Raw genomic sequence first — 26,382 nt, 5'->3', positions numbered from 1 at the left:
TTTCTCTTCTGAGGGGCAGACGGCAATTGGGGCAGATGGTGCTTTTATTGTTGTTCAGTCACGGCTACTTGAGCCGGCCGCTGCTCAAGACCACCGAACGGCGCCTTGGCCCACACGACCTTGCCGCCGACAACCGTCAGCAGGACGGCATTTCGAGCCAGTTCATCCTCGGGAACCTGCATGAAGTTCTTGTCCAGTACGATCAAGTCAGCGAACTTGCCCACTTCGACCGAACCGACAACGGCGTCGAGTTTCAGCTGCTCGGCGGCGTTCAGGGTGATGGCGCGCAGCACTTCTGCACGCGACAGTGCCGAGTCGGCGTTGAGCCTTGCCGCGTACTTGGGACCATAGCTGTGGGGGTTTAGCGGATCGCCTGAGCGAGTGACACCGATCTTCAGCGCCAGGAATTCGTCGAGCGGATCGACGGGCCAGTCGCTGCCATAAGCCACGCGGCCACCGGCGCGGCTGATGCTGCCCGATGGCTCCATGCGGGCAAAACGTTCGGCACCGAGATGATCGCTGGTGCCGTCGACCGTTGACGGCGCCTGCTGGGCCCACTGGAAGGACATATTGGCGGTCACGTCGAGCGCCTTGAAGCGCCCATAGTCGGCGGGGTCCACCGACTCAGCGTGAGTAATGGCCGGCCGGAAACCGTTGCCAGGCAGTTGCTGACGCACGTATTCAATGCCGTTCAGTGAGTCACGCACCGCCCGGTCTCCGGTGGCGTGAAGGTGCGGGTCGAGGCCGGCCTGCACCGCTTGCAACAGCAGCGGCTTGAGCACTTGCAGCGGGAAGTACAGCTCACCGACGTTCTTGCCCGACGTCCACTTGGGCGCGGTATCGGTGCCGGCATTGCGCAGGTACGGCGTCAACATTGCCCCGGTGTCCGCCGGAGCGTTGATGATGCCATCCATGAACAATTTGACATGGCGCATGCTCACACCCGGCGCCGCTTTCGCTTCACCCTGGTCGTAGATGTTGGCCAATGCCTTGGCCTCGGCAATGGTTTTCGCCGGGTCTGCCGCAGCGGCCGCAGGGTCCAGCTTGATCGCCAATAAGGCCCGAGCGGTCAGCTCGCCCGACTGCTGCAGGCTGCTAAAGGCTTTGCCATTCTCAGGCCCCGACAAGGCATCGAAGAAGCTGGTGATGCCTTGCTGGCGCATGGCGTCGAGCGCCGCGCGGGTCTGGTCGAGTTTTTCTGCGTCGGTGACTGCCGGCACCACAGCGGCCATGGCATCGGCAGCACCGTCTTCGCAAATGCCGGTCGGGTTGCCGGCGTTGTCGCGCGCATACTTGCCATCACCAGGATTGGCCGTGTGCTTGTTTATGCCAGCCACCACCAGGCCGCGAGAGTTTGTCAGCACGGTATGGAAGTCGGTGGAACGGACCTGAATCGGGCGATTAGTCTTGAGCGCGTCCAGCGTCGATTTGTCGGGGTCGCCGTCGAGTCCGGTCATGCCCATGCGATCCCAGCTGCCAACCTCGAGCCAGACATCGGGGCCTTTGCCCTTGTCGGCATCCAGGCACGCCTGGATGGTTTCCTGGAAAACCTTGCGGGTCATCGTCTGGTATTTCAGGTCGCACAACGTCATGGCGCGGCCGCCGTCGCCCGGGTGCATGTGGGCATCGATGAAGCCCGGCATCAACATGCGTCCCGCCAGATCGATCAGCTGGGTCTGCGTGCCGATATACGAGGTGACCCCTTCATCGCTGCCGACGTAGACGATCTTCCCGCCGGCAACGGCGATCGCCTGCTGCACGGAACTCTTGCCATCGACGGTATAGACATAGCCGTTGCGCATCACCATGTCGGCGGGAGTCGAAGCGGATGTCTGACACCCTACCAGAGCGATGCAGGAGAATGCCGTTGTCGTGGCAACGGCGATAAATAGCCTGGAGAATTTCAAATGCCTCACCTCTATTTTTATAGTTTTGGAAGTGGCCCGAACAGACTGCCGTGCAACCCCGAGATATGCAGGGCACACGATATAGAGCGCAGCAGTCGTACGGACCTCCACAAATGAGGAGGGGTAAGGCAATTAATTGGAAACCCGGGCTGGCGCACTTAATCGCGGCGCATAGCATCCGCAAGCGGGGTGGGGGAACGCAGCACTGAACCTAGTTCCACCTTGCTCTTGACCCCGAGTTGCAAGTAGCAGTTGCGCAGATAGGTGCGCACTGTCGCGGGACTCAATGCAAGGATTTTGGCAATCTCCTTGTAGGAGTGGCCGGCGGCGAACAGCATGGCTACCGTCCGCTCCCGTGGTGCAAGCGCCGCCCCACGCGACTGCGTCTCGAGTGACAGGATGACATGCTCCCCGGTAGGACTCAGTGTCAGTGCCGAGCGGCCCAGGCGCATCACGCAGGGAGCCTTCTGCAGTTGCGCGATCACATCAAAGGGCAGTGTTGAACCATTCCACCCGGGCAACTCGCGTTGAATGGCCGAGCACAGCCCTGCCCCCACGTACAGCAGACTGCCGTCCATACGCGCGACCCCGAAGTCTGTCGCACCGTTGCCCGTGTCGAAGCGGATCATGTCCTGGATCTGAAATCGCCACAATTGCAACAAGTGATCGCAGAAGGCAGAAAACAAACTGCTCTCGCTGTTGTTGAAAGCCGCCGCACACATGCCACGGTAGAGACAGACGAAGAACATCAAGCCGCTTTCGGGCAACTCGAAGGTGATGCACATCACGTGGTAGAGGTCATGGCGCCGCGCAAACTCGTTTATTTCCTCGTTGGGGTCGGTAAACCCGCTGTCGCGCACGACCTCACCGGGTTGACTCAAGGTCTCATGGGAGAATCTGTCGCTGCCCGCCCCCTTGCTCCATTCCGCGGCAAACGACTCCGGCAGATTGATTCGCCCGTGCATCCAGCTTTGGGGTGGCGCATCGACGCCTGACGTGGACATCTCGCCCCACCATGCCGAAGCGAAGGGCACCAGTTGGCTGAATGCCTGCAGGCCGTCCGGGATGAATTCGGATGCGCCGCGCTCTCGAGCAAGACGCCCAAGCTGTAATACGCAAAGATTGAATGCTTTCAGCATTTCCATCGACTGCCTGGCGCCGTACTCATCACCCGCCTCCATCGTTCTGACTCCAACAGCTGCCTGAAGAAACGCGGTCAGGCTTCGCTGATTTTATTGACGCTGGTGATCTGACTGTTCCAGATCATCTCGTAATGGGCTGTTTGAATAATTGATGAGACGGGTCTTGGGGTCATCAGCGCCCAGCAGTAGCTGCCATGCATACGAACGGAGTTGTAACGAAGACCGGGACACCCTGCATCCTTGACTGCCCTACCCAAGCGATGGGAATGCGTGTAATCGTCGGGATCGTAGACAGGATCTGTCATCGGGATGGATGCGGCATCCTTCATCGCTACGTCCACGAAGGAGCAGGATAAACCCCGGAAAACAAACCGCTCATAGTTGAGACTCGGGACTTTCGACCAGTACAGATTCTGGTGATGCTGCACCTCTGCCAGCGCCGTTTCCATTGTGCCAGCCAGGTACAGCACACCATAGCTCCCATCGCTGAATCGCGAGCCAGCCGGGTTGATGTGGGTAAAAGGTGCTGTCGCGTAAGAGCAGCCAGGAATACCGAAGGGAATCTCCCCTCGCGGTATCAACTCAAGGCGTCCTAGCTCATTTTGCAGCCTTGGATTAGTCAAAGCCTGTATCTGATACAGATCCTCAAACTCCTCCGCGTCCGCAACGTCATCAAACAGCGCAATAGGCGGAAACTTTGAATTGACCAGTCGGTAGGCCTGCAACTGCTCGCCGGCCAGTTCTGCCAGCTGGCTCGCCATCACCATTGCGCGCCTCGTAGCACGTCGATCCGCCGAAACGTCTCGTACAGAGAAATCATATCCCCCTGAGACATAATATCGAGTGGCGTACGCCCGTTGAAAAACTCGTTTTCGTTGGCCATCGCCGGGAAACCATAGACGTTTTCCGGGTTATCAAAGACCAGGCGCAGAGCGCCGTGGATATTGAGCACAAAGCTGATGCGCTGCATCTGGTCTGAATCCAGGCTCACGGACCAGTCGGTATCGCGCTGCTTGGCGCGTGTATACGTGCTGCGAGAAATGCGCAGGATACGGCAGGCCTGATCGCCGGACGCAGCCCATTTTTCAAGTATGCCTACCGCTGCCCGCAGACCGGTAACGCACTGCTTCCTGGAAAATCCTTGTGCCTGGAGGGCTACTGTCATGGCCAATACCTCATCGTGCATCTACAGACACAACTATAGACAAATAGAGTCTACAGAGCAAGACTGCCTCAGCCAGTGGTAATGATTGCGCGATGGCCAGGCTTGAAACCATTGGCCCTGGCGAGCCAAACCACGGACAGACCAAGCAGCGCCAATACCAGCAGAGTCGGGGGAAAAGAACTCGGCCCCCCATGCTCCAGCAACAAACCACCAGCGATGCCACCTCCGGCCACTGCCAGGTTGAAGATGGTGACCAGCATCGACTGCGCGACATCGGCGCCGTCACCGGCGGTATCGGCAATGGCCGTCTGGAGCAGCGTGGGAGCGCCGCCGAACGTCAGCCCCCAGATCGCCACGCTGAGGAGCACAATGTCGGGAGAGGTGCTGGCCATTCCCAACACCAGCGCCGCCATCGCGAAGACCGCCAGGCTAAGAAGCGTCAGCACACGCAACCCACGATCGACCCACATTCCTGTGACCCCGATGCCGACGATAGACGCGACACCGAACAGCAGAAGCACGAGGTCTATCCGCTGGCCAAGCCCCACCCAGACCAGGAATGGCGCGATGTAGGTGTAAAGGATGTTGTGCGCGAGTATCCAGACGAAAATCACCAACAGTATCGAGCGCAGACCTGGGGTCAGAAGAATGCTGCTTATCGGCTGGCGCTGACGTTCAGTTTGTCCCGCGTAGTCAGGCACGCCAAACCGCACCCACACCAACAGCAGTAACGCGAGGGCCGACATGATCCAGAACACGCCGCGCCAATCAAACAGAGTACCCAGCCAAGTGCCCAGGGGCACGCCGAGACACAAGGCAACGGGCTGACCGATGCCGACCACCGCCAGGGCCCGCCCCTGCAAGTCATGAGGCACCATGCGTCGTGCATAACCGGCCAACAGTCCCCATATCACGCCCGCCGCCATTCCGGCGATGAACCGCGCGACCAGGGTCAGCACATAGTGGGAGGACAATGCCGTCACGGTGTTGAAGACCAGCAACCCGCCAATCGCCAGCAGGAACAACGGCCTCCTGTGCCATTGTCGCGTAATGGCAATGACCGGAATCGCCGCCAGCACCGAGCCTAAGGCATAGAGCGTAACCAACTGACCCGCCATGGCCTGCGAAACGCCCAGCCCCTGCCCGATCAGAGGCAGCAGGCCGGCTGGCATGGTTTCGGTCATGATGGTGATGAAGCCAGCCAGCGTAAATGCCAACAGTCTCCACACGGGCAGCCTTTGCGCTGAAGACGTTTCATCGAGCCCCGTTGCTATCAATCCATTGTCGTCGTGCGTGGTCATCGTTGCATCCCTGATAAAAAATACATTTCCTGTTTCCTGATCGGTGAAAAAACTGCTTTGAATTGGTTTTGGAATGGTCATTCCAAAACAAGACAAATAAACCCTGGTCTCTGTCAGTTTTTCACTTGAAGCGTTGCAAACACCTGTCCCGGATTACAGCGCGTCTATCGCGACGTCCACTACATCCAGCAAGCGTTGCCGACGGTTCTGCTGAGCACTGCCTTTACTCAAGACCCGCAGGCCCTGGATCGTGTTCACGATAAAGCGTGCGAGCGCGCGAGGTTTCTTGTGCATGGCGATTTCTCCCTCTGCCTGACCACGGATAAGTGCACGCTCCAAAGCTTTCTCCAGACGCAGGAAGTTGCGCGAGACCAACTTGGCAATGGATTCGTCCTGACCGGCCAATTCCAGTGTGGCATTGGCGGCAAGGCAGCCACGCTGCCCGTTATCGCTGAGTTCATCATTCACGATTCTCATCAGCAATTGCTGGATCAGCCCTTTGACCGAGCCCGATTCCTCAAGCAGCGCTACGTTCGCGGCAGTCAGATCGTGATAACGGCGCAGTGCCTGCTCGTACAATCCATGCTTGTTCTCAAAGGTGTTGTACAGGCTGCTGCGAGACAATCCGGTACCGTCAACCAGATCCTGTATCGACGTGGCGCAATAGCCGAGCTGCCAAAAAACCTGCATGGCTGCGTCGATAATCTCGTCATGCTTGAATTCCTTGGGACGCATCAGAGTACCTTTCTGGAATGATCATTCCAGAAAGGTACTGACTTCCTTTTCGCTGGTCAAGGATGGCTTGCTTTCATCATCTGTCAGTACGTGGAAGCCCTCGATCTGCATTGTCATTTGTCATCGATCTTTGTTGACGATTGTGGCGGACGCTCAGTGCTCTCTTCGGCGTTGGGAGCTTCTGGAAAACTTCCTGGCGTGAACACGTGGGTCTGCAATTCGCTGGCATCAACTTCGGCGACACCATGAACCGAACGGGCCAGACCAATAGCCTGTTCACACTCCTTATGGGTGTTGACGCGACCGCTCAACGTCACCACACCTGCATGGGTTTTGACATTGATATGCAGGCTAAGGGTTGGTTCGGAAAAAGCCAGGGCCGACTTCACCTTGGTGGTAATCCACGCGTCGTGAACCGCCGTTCCCAGATCATGAGAGTAATGCTGGAAGGAGTGATTTTTCATGGCTGAACCCTCTCTCACATAATTAGAGATGTACTGTCCGTCCCATTTGCTGTGCTGCCCTCTACCTCTCAGGCAAGCGTTATGGACACCGAATTCGTTTTCCAGTGCTCGCCACGCAAATACAGACACAGACACACCTTAATTATAGTGCGCCCACTGCCTGCGGTCGCGGTGCTCCGGCCAATCTACTCCTGGCAGGCCTTACAATATTTGCCGCATGGGTTCTTCTGTGCGCGCGCAGCGACGAAGCTCCAGCGGTGTGCATCCAACGACCCGCAGGAAGCTTTGATGCATGCGGCCAGCAGTGATGAACCCGTTCAGGCGTGCGATCTCCTCGAACGTCTGCCGGCCATCCTCCACCAGCGGTCGCGCTGCCTCCACGCGCAGGCGTTCGACCGCCCGCGCCGGTGTCATCCCTGTCGACGAGGCGAATGCCCGTCCGAACTGGCGCACGCTCAGGTTCGCGATCCGGGCCAAGCGTTCGACCGATGGATGATCGTGCAGGTGTTCGCGAGCGAAGCTTAAGGCGGTACGAATGCGATCCGACCCCGGGTCGAAATCCAACAGCGATGAGAACTGGTCTTGGCCGCCAGGTCGCCGGTAGTAGACAACCAACATGCGCGCGACCGATTGCGCTATGTCCTTGCCCAGGTCCTGCTCGATCATGGCCAGGCTCATGTCGATACCGGCCGACATGCCCGCCGAGGTCCACATGCCTTCGTCCTCGGTCCAAATGCGGTCGCCATCCACGCACAACGCCGGATACCGCACCTGCAACTGCGGCGCGTAAAACCAGTGGGTGGTCGCTGTACGACCATCGAGCAGGCCGCTGGCGGCCAGCAGGAAGGCGCCCGTGCACACGCTGGCGGTTCTTCGCGAGCGCCTGGAAATATCGCGAATGGTCGCTGCCAGCTCAGCAACCCATTCGCCCTCCGACGGCTCGGGCGCGCCTACCACGATGAACGTATCGAATGACCTTGGCAGCAATGCCTCGGTGGCGACGGCAAGCCCGCAGGCACTGCGTACCAATCCGCCGTCCAATGACGTGACAGTGAGCAGGTAATCGCAGGATGACAGCTGGCTGGCATTCGAGAAGGCTTCCAGCGGCCCGCTCAGATCCAGTAGTACAAAGCCTGGGTAGACCAGAAAACCGACATGACGGGCCATGGCCGAAATCCACCGATCTATGTCCTTGGCAACATTAGGCTCCCACCCTAACTTGACAGTCAACGCGCATTACCAGGGATCGCCGTGGAAACACCCACCCGCCAAACGGCAGAAGTTGCGGCTCCGCGCTAGCGGACAGGCCGACGTAGTACCTGGCCAGCAGGTGTAAACCGCACGCTACAGTTCGCCACCTGCCAGCCCTCTACATCCCTGTTGACGGAATCAGACGTCTTCCGGGAATTCCAGATGAGGAGAGCCACATGCAAACCCATCATCTTTTCGCCCTGCTGCCCCTGTTGTGCACCGGGCTCGTCATGGCCCAGGACAAGGCAGCCGCCGCGCCACCCCCGACCGTCAATACAGTGATGGTTCAAGCGCTTCCCGAGTACCCCGCAAAGGAAGTGCTGATGATCACGGTGGAGTATCCGCCCGGCGGGGCCGATCCGTTCATCGTCACGACGCCCATGGCTTCATCTATGTACTCGAAGGCTCCGTCGTCATGGGCGTGAAGGGTGGCAAGGAGGTCACGCTGACACCTGGGCAAAGCTTCCATGAAGGACCAAAAGACCTGCACACGGTTGGACGCAACGCCAGCCAGGAGACGCCCGCCAAGTTTCTGGTGTTCCTTCTGAAGGATGTGAACAAGCCCCCAGTGATTCCAGTTGATTGACCAGAGATAACCTGGAGCACCACCATGAAAAGCACACTAATTGGCAAGTTCTCAAGCTCGGTCAGCAGTGGCAGGGTTGCGTTTCTTTCCATCCTGCTGCTGGCTGCTGGTTGCTGGTTGCTGGTTGCGCACATAACCCCGATATAAGACAGGGGCCCGATAATTTTTCCGGGGTAACCGCCAAGGGCAACGCGGACTATATAGCCTGCATAAAGGATGATATTCAGGGAAACATAGAGACCTTTACCGTTGAGGAGAATGGCAAAACCAGACTTTTCGTCGCAAGCCTCAATCCCGATAAAGCATCAGGACTTGTTGAACTGTCCGGTTCTGCAGGCGCGACCTACTATTCCGTCCACCAGAGAGACGCCTGGTATGACAAGGGCAGGCTGATCAACACGGCTATGGAGTGTTCAAGAGCCTGAAGTACGGCAAAGGCGGGACAGACCACGATTTTGAACTGCCGATGATCGACACGTCTCATAATCGTACTCTGTCCCTTTTTTCCCTGGATCCAATCACCCTTTTAGCTATCAGATGCGTTCAACTGGCTTCAAAGTATTGAGCAAGGTCAAATCTGATCCGCATCATGGTAGATCTGCGGGAAGCTCAACAGGCCGATCAGGTTTTCGACTTCTCGTAGCGATTTCTGCCGGGCTTTCCACTCCGGCGTAAGGATGAATTCCTTGGGCAAGCCGGAGAGGTCCTGCTCCAAAACAAAAGCAAATACCTGAAGCTTCCCATCCTTGACTGCGCAGATGACCTTCCAGAATCGCGAGGGAATCTGCACGCGCTCGGTGCCAGGGAAAGTTTCATCGGCATCAGACAATACCGGTCCGGAAAAAATGCAATAGCGCTCCAGGTCGGCCTGGGCGCCAATGAAGTTTTCCAGGTGGCCCCAGATTCCATTTTTGCCGGAGCGGTTGAAGTTTCCGCGCTGGGGTGAGCAGTTGGTGACATGGAAGGTATCGCCATTGGCCCGTTGGATCTGGGCGAAGGAGCTTCCCCAACAGACATCTTCCCGACGAACAATGTGGCCCTTGTCGAAGGCACCGTTGTCTTTGCTGTAGAACCGGTCGGGTATCTGGAAGCGCTCTTCCACACGGGGGTCCAGAAACCACTTCTCCGAGTCACCCTCGCGCAGGCCGGTCAGTTCATCTCGGGTGTACTTGTGCCCCGGCTCCGGCCGCCTGGCGCTGGTTTGGCCATCGACATTGGAGGCGGTGAAGAGCGCGAGACGTCGGTGGCGATGGAGAGCAAGGCTGAAGTGCTCATACGGGATGACTGTTTCACCCGTTCTGGTCGGCGCGATTTGCTCGGGGTCTTTGACGGTAGGGAGTGGAGTTTCGAGGCCCAGGAACTGCGTATCGAAACCGGTCCGTGTCGAATAGTCCCGGTCGACAATCGGTTCCCTCATTGCCTCCTGGGGACCTGCTCCTGAAATCCGGGTGGGTACTGGGGTCTGGGGAATGGCAGGAGGTGTCTGGGGCGAATGCGTTCCCAAGCCTGAATTCGCTGCAAGCCTGGCAAAGGGGCCACCCAACTCGAGTACCAGGGTGCCAATCTCAATGCGTGAGCCTGGGCTGTCAGCAGTTGCTGTTGGCCTGACTTTGGGAGTCGACTCCTCACCCATGCGCGCCGCCTGGAAAGCAGTGGACAGGACATCGCCACCATCGCGAGCCGCTCTGAGCTCGGCCAGATAGCCAAGGTTCTCGGTCGCGACCTGATCGATGTGAGCACAGATACTGCTGACGCGAATGCCTTCGTTGGCCTCCCACTCCACCAGTGAATCGTCGATTCCATCAAGGCTGTCGACAGCCCGGCCGTCCCGCAGGAGGAAACGTCCAGCGCTATCCTTGCGCGGCACGCCAGAGTGGTGCAGTGCTACAACTTGAAAACTGTCATTGAGTACGGCTGCCCCGCTGGAGCCTGGCGCCGTATCGCTTCGATACCAGAGCACATCGGGCAGGCTGTCATTGGTGCACTGGTTTTCTCGAATGGCCCATTGTCGCGGCGCCCCGCCAGGATGCTGCACAATGGTCAGCCATTCGCCCTTGATTGCTTTGCCGCTAGTCGGCATCAAGCGGTGGTAACCAAAATTCGACAATGCAGCGCCCCCATCCAGGGACTCGGTTTCCACTGCCACCAAGGCAAAATCAAGTTCGTCGTTACAGAAGAAATACTGCTCGGGACGCAAACGAAATCGGTGAGAGGGTTCGGGATCACCGGCAACGCCCAGGCGATAGTTGAACTCGGCCAATGAGGGTGCTGCTTCTTCGGCACTGCCAAAGACGTGCTCATTAGTCAGCAGCAGTCGCGGCGATACCATGAAGCCGGTTCCGTAGCCTAGGGTTCTGCCATCCTCCGAGCGAACCAGGATTCTACAGATCGGCATGCCGGCAAGCAGCGCCCGGTCGAAGTAAAACTCATCGACCAGATCATTGGCCCCCAGGATCCGCTCTTGTTCGATCTGGGTCGGCCGGGCGCCACCGGCGGACAAAAAGGCCCTCCTGACCCCCAGCCTGTAAGGCGACGCCTGGCGCGCAAGGCCCGGAGCCGGGGGATTGAGTGGTTGCGCGCTACCATCACCTATGCCAACCAGCGCAGCTCGTTGGGCGCTCAGATCCAGTTGATGCTGTCGAACCAGGCTCATCTCGATTCTCCCTTGCACAAGGCAGTCACGCTGAACAGTGCGTTTCCAGACTCAGGTTTCCAGGCTCAGGTTTTCAGACTGAGGGTAGACCAAGAAAGGTTGCTCAGCCGCCAGTGTCCCTTGGCGTGGGCGAACGATCGGTCGAGCGTTGCTCCAACGCTGACGCGCCCTGACATCATGAGCGCTTCCAACCGCCTGTCGGCTGGCGCGAATGAGCGCTTGATACCTTCGCCACCGGGGAGATCCTGTGTAATAACAGCAGGCCCTACTGTGGGGCCGGAACACATCCAACGCTGGCTCTGCCACCCGGTTCAGGGCGCCCCGGGCCAGATCGCACGCACTGGACACGCATCTGGAGACAGGACATGAAAATCGTCGTTATCGGTGGCACCGGCCTTATCGGCAGCCAACTCTGCAAAAACTTGCGAGATCTGGGGCATGACGCCGTAGCCGCGGCGCCGAGTACCGGTATCAACACCCTCACCGGCGAAGGGCTGCCGGAAGCTTTACAAGTTGCCGACGTGGTCGTCGACGTGGCGAACTCGCCATCATTCGAGGACGCCGAAGTTCTCCACTTCTTCGAAACGTCCGGGCGCACCCTCCTTGCAGCCGAGGCGGCCGCCGGAGTCAGGCACCATGTCGCCCTGTCAGTGGTGGGCACCGAGCGGATGCTCGAAAGCGGTTACTTCCGGGCGAAAATGGCTCAGGAAAAAATCATCAAGGTCTCAGGCATCCCCTACTCGATCCTGCGCGCCACGCAGTTCTTCGAGTTCATGGGCGCGATTGCTCAATCAGGCATCCAGCAAGGCAATTCGATCCATTTGACTTCCGCCACTTTGCAACCGATTGCCGCCTTCGACGTCGCTGAGGCACTGACGAAAATTGCAGTGCAAGCACCGATCAATAAAACCGTGGAAGTTGCCGGGCCCGAGCGAAAACCACTGGTGGAGTTCGTGAAGATGTTCCTGCAACACACCAACGATCCGCGCCAAGCCGTCCCGGACAACACGGCAACTTACTTCGGCGCGCCGATCAATGATCAATCGCTGACACCGGGGAGTAACCCCATCATCGGACCGACCCGCTTCAAAACCTGGCTCAAGAGCAACCCGCCCCAAGCCTGACCGTTGCGAACACCACCGGGACCGCGTGGGCCAGGCGGTTGCGGACAGTCGCTGGCGTTCAGGTGCGCACTGTTCATTAAGAAGCGCATAAAAAAACCGCCCAGGATGACTTGGGCGGTTTTCTTGCAACAGGCAGCGTCATCCAGATAACGCTGCGAGCAATGTCGTCTCAAGCGACAGGGATCAGCGGGTCGGCTGCTGCCAACGCCGCTTCACGATTGGCCGCCGGCGGGTAGATCCACTGGGTGTTGATCTGGGTCTTGAGCGACTTGCCTTCCTGTCCGGTCAACTTCACCTGGCGATCCCAACCCTCGGTGTAGACCGCGCCCCAGCTGCCCAGGTCCAGGCAGGTAACGTATTTGGGCTGGCTGTAGGGCGTCGGATCCACGCCCAGCAGATGCGCGGCCACGTTGTTACCGGCATGGCGGCCCAATGCGATGGCGTGCTGACAAGTCATCAACGCGTAGTTGCCGATCTCATCGGTAGCGGCGTAAGCCACATCGCCGGTGGCATAAATATCTTCCTGGCCAATGACTTTCAGGTGGGAGTCCACGTGCAGACGGCCGTAGGAATCGCGCTCGCCGGGGATCTGTTCGGTCAGCGAACTGGCCCGTACACCGGTGGTCCAGACCACGGTGCTGGCTTCGATGCGTTGACCGTCAGCCAGGGTTACACCCTTTTCATCGACGCCAGCCACCGACGACTTCAAGCGCCATGTCACGCCTACCTCAGCGCTGGCCTCGGCGATCGACTTGCTGATTTCGGCACCCATGGACGCGCCGATTTTTTCGCCGCGATCAACAATGATCACTTCGAAGTCCGCATCCTCACCGAGGATGGCCCGCAGACGCGCTGGCATTTCGGTTGCAGTTTCAATCCCGGTGAAGCCGCCACCGGCGACCACTACCGTGTTGCGGGCTTTGCTCTGCGGCTGGTTTGCCAGGGACTTGAGGTGGTTTTCCAGGCGTACTGCTTGTTCGATCTGGTCCACATCGAAGGCGTATTCGGTCACACCTGGGGTACTGGACTGTGCGAGGCGACTGCCGGTGGCCAGAACCAGTTTGTCGTAGCTGCACACCTGCCGGGTGCCGGACGCATCGACATAGCCAACATGCTTTTGCTGCACATCAATGGTCTCTGCCGCGCCCTTGATGAAGTTGACGCCTACCGCATCGAACAACTCGCCGATCGGCGCGGCCAGCTGGTGAGCATTCGGCTCGTAAAAGCGCGGACGAACACGCAGCTCGGCTTGCGGCGCCAGTACAGTCACCTCAACGTCGGAGTGACCATGGATGTCGAATAGACGCGTGGCACTCAAAGCCGTCCACATGCCACCAAAACCCGCGCCGATTACCAGGATGTGCTGTTTCATTTTTAACTCCAGGTGGAAAACCAAGTGATGAATTCGTTAAAAGTTTCACGCTCATCGGTAGCAGGGCATGAAGTCTCGTGCAGTGTTCTTGAACAGCGCATACCGTTGCTGACCGGATAACTACGACTTTATTTGTCGTAGTTAATCGTAACAAGTCAGTTTTGTTGATCATTACCATCGAGTTTTTGGATAGGTATTGCGCACCGCCACCGTAAATATGCCGATATATACGGCCTATTGAAAAGCAGAGAGGAAAGACCCAAAGGCCCAGACTCGTAGCCACCCTCTCCTTTCGCCGCTATAATTTGCGACTAATTTAGTCGGAGATTGCGATGTCTCTTTACAGCGCAGGCGTTGAGTACGGCATTCATTGCCTGCTGTTTTTGGTGGGTGACGGCGGCGAGAGCCGTGAGGCGAGCGTGCGCGACCTGGCGGAACTGCAGGGCGTGCCCCAGGACTACCTGGCGAAAATCTTCACCAAACTGGCCAAGGCAAAACTGGTGGTGGCCACCGAAGGGGTGCGCGGAGGGTTCAAGCTGGCGCGGCCTTCCGACGAAATCAGTCTTCTCGATATCGTCAACGCCATCGACGGCCGCAAGCTGATCTTCGATTGCCGCGAAATCCGCGGCCGTTGCGCCGTGTTCGAAGGTTCTCCGCCCGCCTGGGCGCTGGACGGGTATTGCGCGGTTCATGGGGCCATGTTGACGGCGCAGAAACGCATGGAAGAAGCCCTGGCCCAACAGACCATTCTGGACATCGCCAGAAAGTTCGGACGAAAAGCCCCCGCAGAGTTCGCCAGCCAGGTGAACACCTGGATAAGCGATCGGCGCGAAAAGAAAGGCAGTGCCAGTGCGCTATCGGGTGACGAGCACATCATCCCGGTGACCGATATTACCGGCTGAGTCATGCTGGCCACGGCTGGTAACAGATGCCACAAAGATCAGCGTCGAGCTTTTCCCTGGGCACCCTCCTCGAAAATCACGCCTTCAAACTGAACAACGCCACCTGCGGCGTTTCGCTCACCCAGTGACCGCTCACCGACCAGCCAGCACGCGCCGCCAGTTTGGTGAAGGATTCGACGGTAAATTTGTGCGAGTTCTCGGTATGCAGACGTTCGCCGTCGCTGAAGTGGAAGGAGTGCCCGGCGACGTTGACCACTTGTTCGCCGCGGCTCACCAGATGCATCTCCATGCGCTCATCGGTGTCGTTCCACAGCGCCAGATGGTCGAAGGCCTCGATGTTGAAGTCACCATCCAATTCACGGTTGATGCGGATCAGCAGGTTCTTGTTGAACCGCGCGGTCACCCCTTCGGCGTCGTCGTAAGCAGCAACCAGGATGTCGGCGTCCTTGACCAGATCCACGCCAACGATGAAGTGTGCCTCATCACCCAATAACGCGTGGGCCGAACGCAGGAACTTCACGGCTTGATCATGGGTGAAATTGCCGATGGTCGAACCGGGGAAGAACCCTACGCAGGTGTGCCCGGCAGCTTCGGCCGGCAATTGCAGCGCGCGGCTGAAATCATCGATCAGCGGCACGACCCTCAATTGCTTGTACTGCTTTTTCAGCAGTGCAGCGGCTTTTTTCAGCGCATTGGCGCTGATGTCGATGGGTACGTACAGTGCAATCTGTGGCGCGGCGTCGAGCAGCAGGCGGGTTTTCTCGCTGGCGCCGCTGCCGAACTCCACCAGAGCCGCGCCCACTGGAATCGTATCGGCAATCTGTTGCGCAACCTCGGTCAGCAGACCGGTTTCGGCGCGCGTCGGATAGTACTCGAACGTCTCGCAAATGGCCTCGAACAGCTCGGAGCCCGTGGCATCGTAGAAGTATTTGGGCGACAGGTTTTTCACCGGGGCCGACAAGCCGCCGATGACATCACGACCAAATTCACTGTCGTGGTTGTTCACCGCACCTGGCTGACGCGCATCCCGGGCCAGCCGCAAACCGGAGAACATCCAGCGCTTGTCCGGGCCGAAAAAGTTGCGATAGGTCGAGCGGGCATGGTCGGGGGAGGTGATGCTGGCACCACCACGCAACACCATCACGTTGATCATGAACTTGCCGTTGTATTCGCCCACCGCGCTGTCCGCCGGACGGAATCCCGGGTAGGCGTTGTACGCACTTTGTGTCCACTGCCAGGCCACGTTATCGACTTGTTCCAGCAGACCGGCTTCAGCGGCGGCTTCCCACTCGGCTTCGGTCGGCAGGCGTGCATCGGCCCATTGGGCAAACGCAGCGGCTTCGTAATAGCTGATGCTGATCACCGGAGCCGTCGGGTCGATGGCTTCCAGACCGCGCAAAGTCATCTGCCGCCAGCCCTGGTCGTCGTGCTGCCAATAGAGTGGTGCGTTCCAGCCGTTTTGCTGCACGACCGCCCAGCCGTCTGACAGCCATAGGCTGGCTTTGCTGTAGCCGCCGTCCGCCATGAAGGCCAGCCATTCACCGTTGGTTACCAGGCGGTCGCTGATCTCGAAGGATTGCAGGTAAATGGTGTGTCTTGGGCCTTCGTTGTCGAAGGCGAAACCCTTGCCCTTGTGACCCATTTCGGTCAGCCCGCCCTTGAGCGGCTTGAACTGGCCGCGACGCCCGGAGAGGTCCATGGGCCAGCGCGGGTCATAGGCTGGTTTGAGCGAGGAGGTACTGAACAAATGCAGGATGTCCATCAGCAACAGCTCTTGATGCTGCTCCTCATGAGCCAGACCTAGCTCGATCAATTCGGCCGTGCCGTCGGGTAACGCCGACTCCAGCAAGGTACGCATGTGGTCATCGACATGCTTGCGGTATTCCAGCACCTTGTCCACGCTCGGACGTGTCATCAACCCGCGTTCTGGCCGGGGATGACGGGGGCCGATGGCTTCGTAATAGGAGTTGAACAGGTAACCGAACGCCGGATCGAACGGGTGGTAGTCGACGACGTTTTCGGCCAGCAGAAACGTCTCGAAAAACCAGGTGGTATGCGCCATGTGCCATTTGGCGGGACTGGCATCGGGCATTGACTGGACGACCATGTCCTCAGGGCTGAGCGGTGCAACCAGGCTCTCTGTCCGGCTGCGAATAGTCTGGTAGCGCTTGAGGAGCGCGTTACCGGCGGGGAGGTCGCGTAACTCGCTTGAGGGGCTGGTCATCAGATTTTCTCTCCGGTGAATCCGTCGTTCCGCTGGTCTGTCGATCCTCTGGTATTTCCAGAGCATGCAGGGCTTCGTACGTTCTTTTCATGACCGAGCCAGGGCGATGTGCATTGCACCTCGTCCCAGCCCGGCTCGATGAAGCTATGAAACGTGACTGCTCGTAAACGCCTGGTTCGTAAACTCACCCTTGTAGGGGCAATGAGTTTGATGTTCGGTGCGCGCGTAATGTTCCACCCGAATGTCGGATCTCGGGATATAAAAAACCGCAGGGTATGTGGCTTCCTCGAGTTTCACGGCCTTGTCGGTCTGCGCGACGACGATATCATTGAAGCAAACGGTGACGCGCCCCTGGAACGGGGGGATTCAGTCTCCGAAGGACCATTGCAGCGTCCGCTCCACCCATCAAAACCTTATATTTCAATTAGATATGATCACTATCTAAACCACTTTCCTGTGTTGCAACAACACAGCCTGCTGAAGCGCTGTTGCAGCACCAACACTGGGTCCTGAACTACTGCACTACTTGGCCAGGGCCTGCTGAAACGAGGAGTCGATAATCGCCGCTGTCGCCAACGGTGCCGGCAGCGCCTTGACCTTGAACAGGAAGTCCGCGGTGCTCTGCAGGTCCGCCGCGGCCTGCTGGTCCACCGGGCCCACGGTCATGTGCGCCTGACGCAACCAGTGACGGGACACGCCTTGGTCGAGGTTGGCCTTTTTCGCCCAGAGATCGGCGTACTCATCGGTATGGTTGTCGACCCAGGCCCGGGCCTTCTTCAGCCGCACCAGGAAGTCGGCGATGGCTTCGCGCTTGCTGTCGATCGAGGGTGTCGCGGCGGCAATGGCGCTGAGGCCGGGCATCAGGCTCTTGGCGGTGAGAATCGGTCGGGCGCCGGAGAACAGGATCTGCTGGGAGATGTAGGGTTCCCAGACCGGGAAGGCGTCGATGCTGCCCTGGGGCAAGGCTGCGGCGGCGTCGATGGGCATCAGTTTGACGAACTCGACGTAATCCTCCGGCAGGCCGGCCTGTTCCAGGGCGCGCAGGGTCAGCTGCTGGCTCCAGGCGCCGGGCCAGTAGGCGACTTTCTTGCCCTTGAGGTCAGCGATGGTCCTGGCCGGCGAATCCTTGGGCACCAGCAAGGCGATGGTGTCCTGGTTCTGCCGCGACACGCCGATCAGTTTCACCGGCGCCTGCTTCGCGGCCAGGAACAGGAAGCCGGAATCGCCGAGAAAGCCCAGGTCCAGGGCCCCGGTATTCAGCGCTTCGGCCAGCGGCGCGGCAGCCTGGAAGTGCTTCCAGTCGACCGTATGAGGCTTTCCCTGAGAATTCGTTAGCGGGCGCAAGCGCACCTGTGGGCTCGAAGGTGAAGCGGTAATCATCGAGTGAGTCGCGCTCCTGTTCGTAGCCCGCAGGTGCATGTTCCTTCCTCGCCGACAACCGACTTCCAGCGATGTCAGTATGGAAGAGAAAGGAACGGACTACCTATATCGCGCCCCAGCGGGAGCAAGCTCCCTCGCCACAAGTGTGTCGCCCATAAAGCTAAACGATCTTAAAAAACCCTAACAAATACTATTTTTGAATTAGCTTAAGCAGATCCGCGCGGACAAAACCTACTCGGTTCCCCGCGGGCGCGGCGCTCTAATCCAGTACTGTTGGCCCACAAACAGCGACTCGACAAACTGTGGCCAACGGACATCCAACGTGGCGCCCGCGCTCGGCATCATCCCCGAAACACTGCTTTAATCATTGAACTCCAGGCCGCACTCGTCAGCCCTTGCGGTTCAACGCCGGGAGGGCAACGCGAGTGCTTGAAAAGGAAACGCATAGATGGACCGTCTCACTGCGAAAGATTTTGCCCCTGAACTGCTCGAACTGTATGACTACTACGCCCATGGCAAGATCAACAGAAGAGAGTTTCTTGATCGGGCGGCGGCATTCACGCTAGTGGGTCTGACTGCCACGGCCACCCTTGCAGCCCTGACTCCGAATTATGCGCTCGCCGAGCAAGTGTCCTTTACCGACCCGGAGATCATCGCCGAGTACATCGCCTACCCATCCCCGAAAGGCCACGGGCAAGTCCGTGGCTATCTGGTCCGCCCCGCGAAAGCCACCGGCAAGGTGCCGGCAGTGGTTGTCGTACATGAAAACCGCGGGCTCAATCCCTACATCGAGGATGTCGCCCGGCGGCTGGCCAAGGCGGGATTCGTCGCCCTCGCCCCCGATGGCCTGACATCGGTCGGGGGCTATCCCGGCAACGATGACAAAGGCCGGGAGCTTCAGCTTAAAGTAGATCCTGAAAAGCTGATGAATGACTTCTTCGCCGCCATCGAGTGGCTGATGAAGCATGATTCCACCACGGGGAAGGTCGGCATAACCGGCTTCTGCTATGGCGGCGGAGTTGCCAATGCCGCTGCCGTCGCCTATCCCGAACTAGGCGCTGCAGTGCCCTTTTATGGCCGGCAGCCAAAGGCTGAAGAGGTCCCCAGGATTCAGGCCCCTCTCCTGCTCCACTACGGCGAACTGGACACGCGCATCAATGAAGGATGGCCAGCCTATGAGCAGGCGCTGAAAGCCGCCGGCAAGACATATGAGGCCTACATCTACCCAGGCGCCAACCATGGTTTCCATAACGACTCCACGCCTCGCTACGATGAGGCCGCGGCCAATCTTGCATGGGACAGGACGCTGGCCTGGTTTCGGCGATATCTCGCTTAGTGTTGGACGCGTCGAAGTGCTATCGAGCGACATGGGCACTATAAAGTCCTGATCACCCTCTTCATGACCCAGCCAGGATGGTTTCTGTTGGCCCAGATGCCAGCCTTGAGCCCGGAAAGCGCCATTGAATACTGGCGCCAGTTGAGCGAGCAGAAACGCTATCTGCGTGACGTTTATTGAGTCATCGGCTGGCAGGAGTTGGCGATAAGGGTGCTCAGGCCGGAACACCCAGGATGATATGCGATGCCTTGATCACCGCAGTGGCGCTGACACCCGGTACCAGGCCCAGCTCTGCGACCGCATCACGGGTCACGATCGAATACACCTTCGAGCCGCCCGCCAACTCGATCACCACCTCGGCGTTAACGGCGCCATCGGTGACGCTTAGCACCTTGCCCTCCAGGCAATTGCGCGCAGAGAGGCGAATATCGCTGGACTCGGTCATCAGCATCACCCAAGGCGCCTTGACCAGAGCGATCGCGTCCTTGCCTACCGCAATCCCCTGGTTCTTGAGGCTTTCCATGGTGACCACGGCAACCAGTTGCTCGCCGCCAGGCAAAGTCAAACCCACTTCGGCATTCACCGCGCCTTGTTGTACCTGACTGACTTTGCCCTTGAATACGTTGCGTGCGCTGACTTTCATAACAAAGAGTCCTTATTGACCGTAGAGTTAAGATTTGCCGGAAACCATCAAGATTAGCGCAAAGTGAAGCAACTGCAGTGACACATTTGTCATCCGTTGGCGTGCAATCTCCAGGAATCAGGCTCGCACGTAGACCCAGGCGCCGGTCCCGGACTTGAGCACGACCCTGACACGTTTGTAGTCCGCCACCTCGTATTCGTCAGCCGCGGCCAGCTCCTGCGCGGTGATCTCGAAAACAGTGCCGACGATCTCGTCCGACTTGTCGCCGCTCTCTTGCACGATGGGGTGATGGGTTTTTCCACTCGCGGCCAGCACCGCCGGATCGGTTATTTCGACCAGGTTCTGTTTGTAGCCTGGCAGGGTGTCAGGGCGTCCTTTCAATTCGCGCCCGAAATTGGCCAGTTGGACCGCCCGATCCTGCAAGGTGCCATAGGAGAACAGCAGAACCGGTTGCTCTGTTTGATTTGGCATGAGGTTTCCTCGATCAGATCAGCAAGTCTTCGTAGAACGCTCCGAAAGGACGCTCAGGATGGGCGATCTGGATTTCCAGAATCCATAGACCGGTAGTCGGGCATTCGCCTAAATCCCCGAGGTCGCCGCCCCGGTGAATCGCATGGGGGAAATCGCTGACTCTGTGGCCTTTGATGTCCAGGTTGAGCTTCCATCCCATGTCTTGCGCCTGATCAGCCGCATAGTGGTAAAGCTCCATGCCGGAAACCCGCTCGCTGCGCCAAAACCCTTCGACCCGATTGAAAAGCTCCCGAGCGGCCGCGGCACAAGCGATCATTTCCGGGTCGGAACCGGTGGTGAAAGTCGCCCCTGCATCACCTTCGTGCCCTTGCCAGACTGCTCCCATGTCGATGAAGAAAATGTCTTCGTCACCCAGTTCAGGATCGCCATCGGAGCGCTGTTTGAAGGTCTTGAGCGTATTGGCCCCAAAACGGATCAGCAGTGGGTGCCAGATTCGATCCATCCCCAGTTCGGCCAGAACCTGTTTGCCCCGCAACTGGGCCTCGGACTCACGCATGCCGGGCGAAATAACCCGGGCAATCTGTTCGATGGCCTTCCAGGTCATCTGCTGTGCGTGGCGCATCGATTCCAGCGTGTAACGCTCACCTACCGCTTCTTTGCCGCTCAGGGCCGTGCTCATCGGTCATTCCTTTTGAAAGAAAACGCAGCTCATGCGCTATATAGCTTTGTATATTGCGATATTCAATAAAAAAGATATAGCCATGACCCAAGCCTCGATCCGCATCAGCACCTCATCCTGGAGGCGGCTAACCTGATCTGCTTATTGCGCCGCAAATAAACGGATATTTCATTTCTTCGTCGCCATTTTCCGGCAGTCAATCCCGCGGCTATGATGATGGGTGCAACGGAATTGGAATCCCCGAGGAGGTGAAAGATGTCGCTGACTCTTTACTACCATCCGCTGGCGTCGTACTGCCACAAAGTGCTTATCGCGCTCTACGAAAACGTAATCGAATTCGAAAGAAGGATCATCGATCTCGCGGACGATGCAGACCGAACGGAGCTTCAAGCTCTATGGCCCATCGGCAAATTCCCGGTCATCCGTGACCCTGCTCACCAGCGCACCCTGCCGGAAGCCACAGTCATCATCGAGTACCTGGATCGACTTTATCCAGCTGAACATCAGTTGATTCCAGGCGACTGGGATACCGCGCTGGATGTACGTCTATGGGATCGTTTTTTCGACAACTACATCCATGAACCGATGCAACAGATTGTCGGCGATCGCCTACGCGGAGCCAATGGCGATTTGACCAGAGAACGATCTATGCTGGAGACGGCGTACGGCATACTCGATCGCCAGATGGCTTCCAGAACCTGGGTTGCCAGTCCCGACTTCAGCATGGCCGATTGTGCCGCGGCCCCGGCACTTTTTTATGCCAGCACGCTCCAGCCGTTTTCCGACGATCACCGCCACTTGAGTGCCTATTTCGACAGGTTGACCCAGAGACCATCAGTCCAACGGGTCATCGACGAAGCCAGGCCGTACTTTTCGCTCTATCCGTTTGCGGAGGCCATCCCGGAACGGTTTCGCCAGGCGGCGGACGTCACCTGATGGACTCCGGGGAGGATTACCCCCACATGGATTGCGCTGAACCTGTAGGAGCGAGCTTGCTCGCGATGGACTCAAGGGCGGCGCGTTTATTCAGACAATACGCGTTATCGTTAACGTCCATCGCGAGCAAGCTCGCTCCTACAGTGGGTCGGTGTATATCCGCGAGAATCAGCCCGCCTTCGCTTCCTGCAGCAGTTGCTGAATGACCTTCTCCTGCTCGGCGTAGCTGCCTTCACCAAAGTGGCTATAGCGAACCTGGCCCTTGGCATCGATAAAGTAATGGGCAGGCCAGTACTGGTTGTCGAATGCGCGCCAGATCGCATAGTTATTGTCGATAGCCACCGGGTAGCCGATGCCGAGCTGTTTAACCTGCTTACGCACGTTGTCGATGATCTTCTCGTAAGGGTACTCGGGTGTATGAACGCCGATGACCACCAGGCCGTCCTTCTCGTACTTCTTCGCCCAGTCGTTCACATAAGGCAGGGTGTGCTGGCAGTTGATGCAGTCGTAGGTCCAGAAGTCCACCAGTACTACCTTGCCGCGCAATGACTCACTGCTCAGCGGTGCAGAGTTGAGCCATTCGACCGCGCCCGCCAGCGGCGGCATGCTGCCTTTTACTCCCAGTTCCATCGATGACGCCGCGCTGACTTTGCTGACGAAGTAGTCGACCACCTTGGGGATCTTTTCCAGGACGCTTTTCTCCACAGCGGTGGATCCCTGAGAAGAGGTGCCAGCGAGCAGTTTGTTATCGGCTCCGGTGGAGATCACCACCGCTGCCAGCAATACCGCGAAACCCGCCCCGCGGCGCAACCAGCCAGTGACCGGTATCGAAGGTTTCAAGCGGCTGACCAGCCCGCGGCCGGCGAAGATCAGCGTCCCCAGGGACAGCGCACTGCCCAGGCCATAGGCCAACAGCAACAGGCTGGTTCCTGCGTTGGCGCCTTGCAGCATGGCGCCACTGAGGATCACCCCGAGGATCGGCCCGGCGCACGGCGCCCAGAGCAGCCCCGTGGCGACGCCCACCAGCACCGATGCCAATGGCCCGGACAGCTTGCGGCTGGCAGGATCGAGGCGATTGCCAAGCAGGACGAAAGGCCGTGCCAGCCAGTCACCGACCCTGGCGGAAATCAGCGACAGGGCGAACAGCACCATGACAATCAGCGCCAGATGGCGCCCGGTATTATTGGCCTGGATCACCCATTCGCTGCTCACCACCGCCAGGCTCGACACCAGCGCGAAGGTCAACACCATGCCACTCAGGGTGAGGAAAACCGAGGAACGTGAACGGTCGGCACGGGCGAACAGGAACGGCACGACCGGCAGAATGCAGGGGCTGAGGACAGTCAATATCCCGCCCAGAAATGCAATGAGTAACATGGGATCACCTGCTAACTTTGATTGTGAGACTGGCAGTGCTGCTGCGCAATCTCGATGGAGCCTATTGAATGCCCTTGAGGTATCTCGAATGTGTCGTAAACGACCGTCCATCAAGTCGGCAAGTATCAAAATGGCGACTGGATACAGTTAGATACATCCAGCCGAAAAAACGTCGACTTTGTTTCCCTGTGTATCCAGGGCGATCCAGATACAGTGCGATACAAAGGTCGGCGGTACGAACGTTGCGGCTCACTAGAATGCGCAATGTCCGAATATCAGAGGGTTGTGCGATGGAACACGTGAATCACATTCTGATCGTCGACGATGATCGCGAGATCCGCGAATTGGTGGGCAACTACCTGAAGAAGAACGGCCTGCGCACCACAGTGGTCGCCGATGGGCGGCAGATGCGTTCCTTCCTCGAATCGAACACGGTCGACCTGATCGTTCTGGACATCATGATGCCGGGCGATGATGGCCTGGTTCTGTGTCGCGAGTTGCGTTCCGGCAAACACAAGACCACGCCAATCCTCATGCTGACCGCGCGCAACGACGAAACCGACCGCATCATCGGCCTCGAAATGGGCGCCGACGACTACCTGACCAAACCGTTTTCCGCCCGCGAGTTGCTCGCCAGGATCAACGCCGTGCTGCGGCGTACGCGGATGCTGCCGCCCAACCTGGTGATCACCGAGAGCGGTCGGCTGCTGGGCTTCGGCCGCTGGCGCCTGGACACCACCGCCCGGCACTTGCTGGACGAGGACGGCACCCAGGTGGCCTTGAGTGGGGCCGAATACCGTCTGTTGCGGGTGTTCCTCGATCATCCGCAGCGGGTGCTCAGCCGTGATCAACTGCTCAACCTGACCCAGGGCCGCGACGCCGATCTGTTCGATCGCTCCATCGACCTGCTGGTGAGCCGTCTGCGCCAACGGCTGATGGATGACTCCCGCGATTCGACCTACATCAAGACAGTGCGTAGCGAGGGTTACGTGTTCTCCTTCCCCGTGGAGATTCTCGGTGCCCAGCCATGAATCTCGCGCTGCGCTGGCCGCGGACGCTGGCCTCTCAGCTGTCACTGATTTTCCTGGTCGGCCTGATCGTCGCCCACGGCCTGTCCTTTGGCGTGCAATTCTACGAACGTTATCAAAGCGCAGAAGCGATGTTGATGGGCAACCTGGAGAACGATGTGTCGATCGCCGTCGCAGTCCTCGACCGTTTACCGGCCGCTGAGCGTGCCGACTGGGTGCCGCGATTCGAGCGTCGGACTTATCGTTACATGCTGGGCGAAGGCGAGCCCGGTACGCCTATCGACCCTAAAGATGCCCATGAGGCCGTGCAGTCGATCGAAGAAGCCGTGGGCAAACGGTACCCACTGAGCTTTACCCGAATCCCGGGGCCGCTGCAGCATTTCCAGGCTCACCTGAAGCTCAGCGACGGCAGCCCGCTCACCATCGATGCCAGACCTTCGGTCATGCCGCTGTCCTCGTGGCTGCCGCTGGTGTTGCTGGTGCAGCTGGCGCTGCTGCTCCTGTGCACCTGGCTGGCCGTCCGGGTCGCCATCCGCCCGCTGACGCGCCTGGCCCGGGCCGTGGAAACACTCGACCCGAATGCCCACAGCGTCCATCTAAATGAGAACGGCCCGACTGAAGTCGCCCATGCCGCAGCGGCCTTCAATGCCATGCAGGACCGCATCGCCGCTTATCTCAAGGAACGGATGCAACTGCTGGCGGCGATTTCCCATGACCTGCAGACGCCCATTACCCGCATGAAGCTGCGAGCCGAGTTCATGGACGACTCCAGCGAGAAAGACAAACTCTGGCAGGACCTGGGCGAGATCGAGCATCTGGTTCGCGAAGGCGTCGCCTATGCGCGCAGTGTCCATGGTGCCACCGAGGCCAGCTGTCGGATCGACCTGGATTCTTTCCTCGACAGCCTGGTCTACGACTACCAGGACATAGGCAAAGATGTAGAGCTCGGCGAGAAGAATGCCGGGATCATCGAAACCCGGCCCCATGCGTTGCGCCGGGTGCTGGTCAACCTGGTGGACAACGCCCTGAAATTCGCCGGAGCGGCGCATATCGAGGTTCAGACCAAAGCCGATTCGAGTCTTTCGATACGGGTACTGGACCGCGGGCCGGGGATCGCCGAGGAAGAGTTGGGGCAGGTATTGATGCCCTTCTATCGCGTGGAAAACTCGCGCAACCGCAATACCGGCGGCACTGGACTGGGCCTGGCCATCGCCCAGCAACTGGCGCTCGCCATCGGCGGCACGCTGACCTTGAGCAACCGCGAAGGCGGCGGCTTGTGCGCAGAGCTTGTGCTCAAGCGGCATCCCGATTGAGGTCGGATGCGACTGGTTAACCGCTGATCCAGATGCCGGTCAGATCCATCCAGATTTTCGCCAGTAGTTACCGAGAAGCCTTCAGCAGCAACGCGTCGTACAGGTGCGATTACCGTAGCGCGCCTCCTGACGTTCGCGGAAAAACGCCGAATAGCTCATCACCGACTGGTCCGGATGATTGAGCGCCATTTGCGCGACGTAGTTGTCGTAATCCGGGACGCCCACCATCAGGCGCGCGCTCTGGCTGAGGAACTTGGCGGCATGCTGCAGTTTGCGGTACATGGCGGATCTCTCTTTATAGGGTGGGGACCGGCCCATGAAATCGCACTCATGTATCTGCAATGTGTCGGCGCCCCGGTTATTTGTATTTTCAAGTGTTCAAAGCAGCGACTT

The 26,382-nt window shown here is 58.7% G+C and carries 26 protein-coding genes and 1 pseudogene; 9 read left to right on the top strand and 18 right to left on the bottom strand.

All coding sequences use genetic code 11. The annotated features are described in order from the left end of the window. Nucleotides 1–44: 44 nt before the first annotated feature. The 8 genes from ACA064_RS11630 to ACA064_RS11595 all read right to left on the bottom strand — a co-directional run bounded on the left by ACA064_RS11630 (nucleotide 45) and on the right by ACA064_RS11595 (nucleotide 7,881). Entirely contained in the window at nucleotides 45–1,907 is a 1,863-nt protein-coding gene (locus ACA064_RS11630; protein ID WP_497673474.1) for an amidohydrolase, read from the bottom strand. A 158-nt stretch (nucleotides 1,908–2,065) separates the two neighbouring features. Next, complete coding sequence (locus tag ACA064_RS11625; RefSeq protein ID WP_497673473.1) at nucleotides 2,066–3,088, bottom strand: helix-turn-helix transcriptional regulator; 1,023 nt, start codon at nucleotides 3,086–3,088, stop codon at nucleotides 2,066–2,068. A gap of 35 nt (nucleotides 3,089–3,123) precedes the next feature. Further along, on the bottom strand, nucleotides 3,124–3,816 hold the full coding sequence (locus ACA064_RS11620) for an RES family NAD+ phosphorylase (protein WP_497673472.1): 693 nt from the start codon (nucleotides 3,814–3,816) through the stop codon (nucleotides 3,124–3,126). Then, on the bottom strand, nucleotides 3,810–4,214 hold the full coding sequence (locus ACA064_RS11615) for a hypothetical protein (protein ID WP_497673471.1): 405 nt from the start codon (nucleotides 4,212–4,214) through the stop codon (nucleotides 3,810–3,812). The genes ACA064_RS11620 and ACA064_RS11615 overlap by 7 nt, the downstream gene beginning before the upstream one ends. Before the next feature lie 68 nt (nucleotides 4,215–4,282). Beyond that, nucleotides 4,283–5,515 (bottom strand): MFS transporter, encoded by a 1,233-nt coding sequence (locus tag ACA064_RS11610; RefSeq protein WP_497674228.1) that lies wholly within the window; start codon nucleotides 5,513–5,515, stop codon nucleotides 4,283–4,285. 153 nt (nucleotides 5,516–5,668) lie between these two features. Beyond that, nucleotides 5,669–6,250 (bottom strand): TetR/AcrR family transcriptional regulator, encoded by a 582-nt coding sequence (locus ACA064_RS11605; protein WP_497673470.1) that lies wholly within the window; start codon nucleotides 6,248–6,250, stop codon nucleotides 5,669–5,671. Between the two features lie 113 nt (nucleotides 6,251–6,363). Next, entirely contained in the window at nucleotides 6,364–6,714 is a 351-nt protein-coding gene (locus ACA064_RS11600; RefSeq protein ID WP_497673469.1) for a BON domain-containing protein, read from the bottom strand. Nucleotides 6,715–6,915: 201 nt separating this feature from the next. Continuing rightward, nucleotides 6,916–7,881 carry a GlxA family transcriptional regulator gene (locus ACA064_RS11595; protein WP_497673468.1) on the bottom strand — a complete coding sequence of 322 codons (966 nt, stop codon included), beginning with the start codon at nucleotides 7,879–7,881 and terminating at the stop codon, nucleotides 6,916–6,918. A gap of 260 nt (nucleotides 7,882–8,141) precedes the next feature. Here ACA064_RS11595 and ACA064_RS11590 point away from each other — a divergent pair, with 260 nt between their 5' ends. From ACA064_RS11590 to ACA064_RS11580, 3 genes are read left to right on the top strand one after another with little or no spacing between them, the layout of a single operon-like run. Continuing rightward, the gene (locus tag ACA064_RS11590) at nucleotides 8,142–8,390 is read left to right on the top strand and encodes a hypothetical protein (protein WP_497673467.1); all 249 of its coding nucleotides are present in this window, start codon (nucleotides 8,142–8,144) and stop codon (nucleotides 8,388–8,390) included. After that, nucleotides 8,381–8,551, top strand: coding sequence for a cupin domain-containing protein (locus tag ACA064_RS11585; RefSeq protein WP_497673466.1), 171 nt, complete (start codon nucleotides 8,381–8,383; stop codon nucleotides 8,549–8,551). The genes ACA064_RS11590 and ACA064_RS11585 overlap by 10 nt, the downstream gene beginning before the upstream one ends. After that, entirely contained in the window at nucleotides 8,548–8,976 is a 429-nt protein-coding gene (locus ACA064_RS11580) for a hypothetical protein (protein ID WP_497673465.1), read from the top strand. The genes ACA064_RS11585 and ACA064_RS11580 overlap by 4 nt, the downstream gene beginning before the upstream one ends. A gap of 146 nt (nucleotides 8,977–9,122) precedes the next feature. Here ACA064_RS11580 and ACA064_RS11575 read toward each other — a convergent pair whose 3' ends face one another. Next, entirely contained in the window at nucleotides 9,123–11,204 is a 2,082-nt protein-coding gene (locus tag ACA064_RS11575; RefSeq protein ID WP_497673464.1) for a DNA/RNA non-specific endonuclease, read from the bottom strand. A 365-nt stretch (nucleotides 11,205–11,569) separates the two neighbouring features. Between ACA064_RS11575 and ACA064_RS11570 the strand changes: the two genes are divergently transcribed. Then, complete coding sequence (locus ACA064_RS11570) at nucleotides 11,570–12,328, top strand: SDR family oxidoreductase (protein ID WP_497673463.1); 759 nt, start codon at nucleotides 11,570–11,572, stop codon at nucleotides 12,326–12,328. Nucleotides 12,329–12,497: 169 nt separating this feature from the next. Here ACA064_RS11570 and ACA064_RS11565 read toward each other — a convergent pair whose 3' ends face one another. Then, nucleotides 12,498–13,700 carry an NAD(P)/FAD-dependent oxidoreductase gene (locus ACA064_RS11565; RefSeq protein ID WP_497673462.1) on the bottom strand — a complete coding sequence of 401 codons (1,203 nt, stop codon included), beginning with the start codon at nucleotides 13,698–13,700 and terminating at the stop codon, nucleotides 12,498–12,500. Between the two features lie 332 nt (nucleotides 13,701–14,032). Here ACA064_RS11565 and ACA064_RS11560 point away from each other — a divergent pair, with 332 nt between their 5' ends. Then, nucleotides 14,033–14,602: an RrF2 family transcriptional regulator gene (locus tag ACA064_RS11560; RefSeq protein WP_497673461.1), complete on the top strand. Its 570-nt coding sequence runs from the start codon at nucleotides 14,033–14,035 to the stop codon at nucleotides 14,600–14,602. A 76-nt stretch (nucleotides 14,603–14,678) separates the two neighbouring features. Here the strand turns inward: ACA064_RS11560 and egtB are convergent, their stop codons facing one another. The 3 genes and pseudogenes from egtB to ACA064_RS11545 all read right to left on the bottom strand — a co-directional run. Then, nucleotides 14,679–16,826: an ergothioneine biosynthesis protein EgtB gene (gene egtB / locus ACA064_RS11555; protein WP_497673460.1), complete on the bottom strand. Its 2,148-nt coding sequence runs from the start codon at nucleotides 16,824–16,826 to the stop codon at nucleotides 14,679–14,681. A gap of 144 nt (nucleotides 16,827–16,970) precedes the next feature. After that, the gene (locus tag ACA064_RS11550; RefSeq protein WP_497674227.1) at nucleotides 16,971–17,192 is read right to left on the bottom strand and encodes a DUF427 domain-containing protein; all 222 of its coding nucleotides are present in this window, start codon (nucleotides 17,190–17,192) and stop codon (nucleotides 16,971–16,973) included. Between the two features lie 156 nt (nucleotides 17,193–17,348). Beyond that, a pseudogene (locus ACA064_RS11545) lies at nucleotides 17,349–18,149 on the bottom strand (ABC transporter substrate-binding protein); the annotation flags it as partial. 505 nt (nucleotides 18,150–18,654) lie between these two features. Between ACA064_RS11545 and yghX the strand changes: the two are divergent. After that, nucleotides 18,655–19,542, top strand: a complete 888-nt coding sequence (gene yghX / locus ACA064_RS11540) for a YghX family hydrolase (RefSeq protein ID WP_497673459.1) — start codon at nucleotides 18,655–18,657, stop codon at nucleotides 19,540–19,542. A 214-nt stretch (nucleotides 19,543–19,756) separates the two neighbouring features. Here yghX and ACA064_RS11535 read toward each other — a convergent pair whose 3' ends face one another. The 3 genes from ACA064_RS11535 to ACA064_RS11525 form a co-directional block, all read right to left on the bottom strand. Further along, a complete protein-coding gene (locus tag ACA064_RS11535; protein WP_497673458.1) occupies nucleotides 19,757–20,185 on the bottom strand; it encodes a TOBE domain-containing protein in 429 nt (142 codons plus the stop codon). A gap of 117 nt (nucleotides 20,186–20,302) precedes the next feature. Continuing rightward, a complete protein-coding gene (locus tag ACA064_RS11530) occupies nucleotides 20,303–20,656 on the bottom strand; it encodes a gamma-glutamylcyclotransferase family protein (RefSeq protein WP_497673457.1) in 354 nt (117 codons plus the stop codon). Nucleotides 20,657–20,669: 13 nt separating this feature from the next. Continuing rightward, nucleotides 20,670–21,335 (bottom strand): M24 family metallopeptidase, encoded by a 666-nt coding sequence (locus ACA064_RS11525; RefSeq protein ID WP_497673456.1) that lies wholly within the window; start codon nucleotides 21,333–21,335, stop codon nucleotides 20,670–20,672. A 255-nt stretch (nucleotides 21,336–21,590) separates the two neighbouring features. Between ACA064_RS11525 and ACA064_RS11520 the strand changes: the two genes are divergently transcribed. Beyond that, nucleotides 21,591–22,271: a glutathione S-transferase family protein gene (locus ACA064_RS11520; protein WP_497673455.1), complete on the top strand. Its 681-nt coding sequence runs from the start codon at nucleotides 21,591–21,593 to the stop codon at nucleotides 22,269–22,271. A gap of 168 nt (nucleotides 22,272–22,439) precedes the next feature. On the opposite strand, the gene ACA064_RS11515 is transcribed toward ACA064_RS11520, so the two are convergent. Next, nucleotides 22,440–23,648 carry a cytochrome c biogenesis protein DipZ gene (locus ACA064_RS11515; RefSeq protein ID WP_497673454.1) on the bottom strand — a complete coding sequence of 403 codons (1,209 nt, stop codon included), beginning with the start codon at nucleotides 23,646–23,648 and terminating at the stop codon, nucleotides 22,440–22,442. Between the two features lie 290 nt (nucleotides 23,649–23,938). Between ACA064_RS11515 and ACA064_RS11510 the strand changes: the two genes are divergently transcribed. Both ACA064_RS11510 and ACA064_RS11505 read left to right on the top strand, forming a co-directional pair. Further along, on the top strand, nucleotides 23,939–24,679 hold the full coding sequence (locus tag ACA064_RS11510; RefSeq protein ID WP_497673453.1) for a response regulator: 741 nt from the start codon (nucleotides 23,939–23,941) through the stop codon (nucleotides 24,677–24,679). After that, nucleotides 24,676–25,989 carry a sensor histidine kinase gene (locus ACA064_RS11505; RefSeq protein WP_497673452.1) on the top strand — a complete coding sequence of 438 codons (1,314 nt, stop codon included), beginning with the start codon at nucleotides 24,676–24,678 and terminating at the stop codon, nucleotides 25,987–25,989. The genes ACA064_RS11510 and ACA064_RS11505 overlap by 4 nt, the downstream gene beginning before the upstream one ends. A gap of 81 nt (nucleotides 25,990–26,070) precedes the next feature. On the opposite strand, the gene ACA064_RS11500 is transcribed toward ACA064_RS11505, so the two are convergent. Beyond that, nucleotides 26,071–26,271: a YbdD/YjiX family protein gene (locus ACA064_RS11500; RefSeq protein ID WP_497673451.1), complete on the bottom strand. Its 201-nt coding sequence runs from the start codon at nucleotides 26,269–26,271 to the stop codon at nucleotides 26,071–26,073. Nucleotides 26,272–26,382: the final 111 nt, after the last annotated feature.

The sequence above is a fragment of the Pseudomonas sp. LBUM1658 genome, assembly GCF_059716055.1.
Note: the sequence above shows the minus strand (reverse complement) of the source record. Positions and strands in the feature narration are given on the sequence as shown.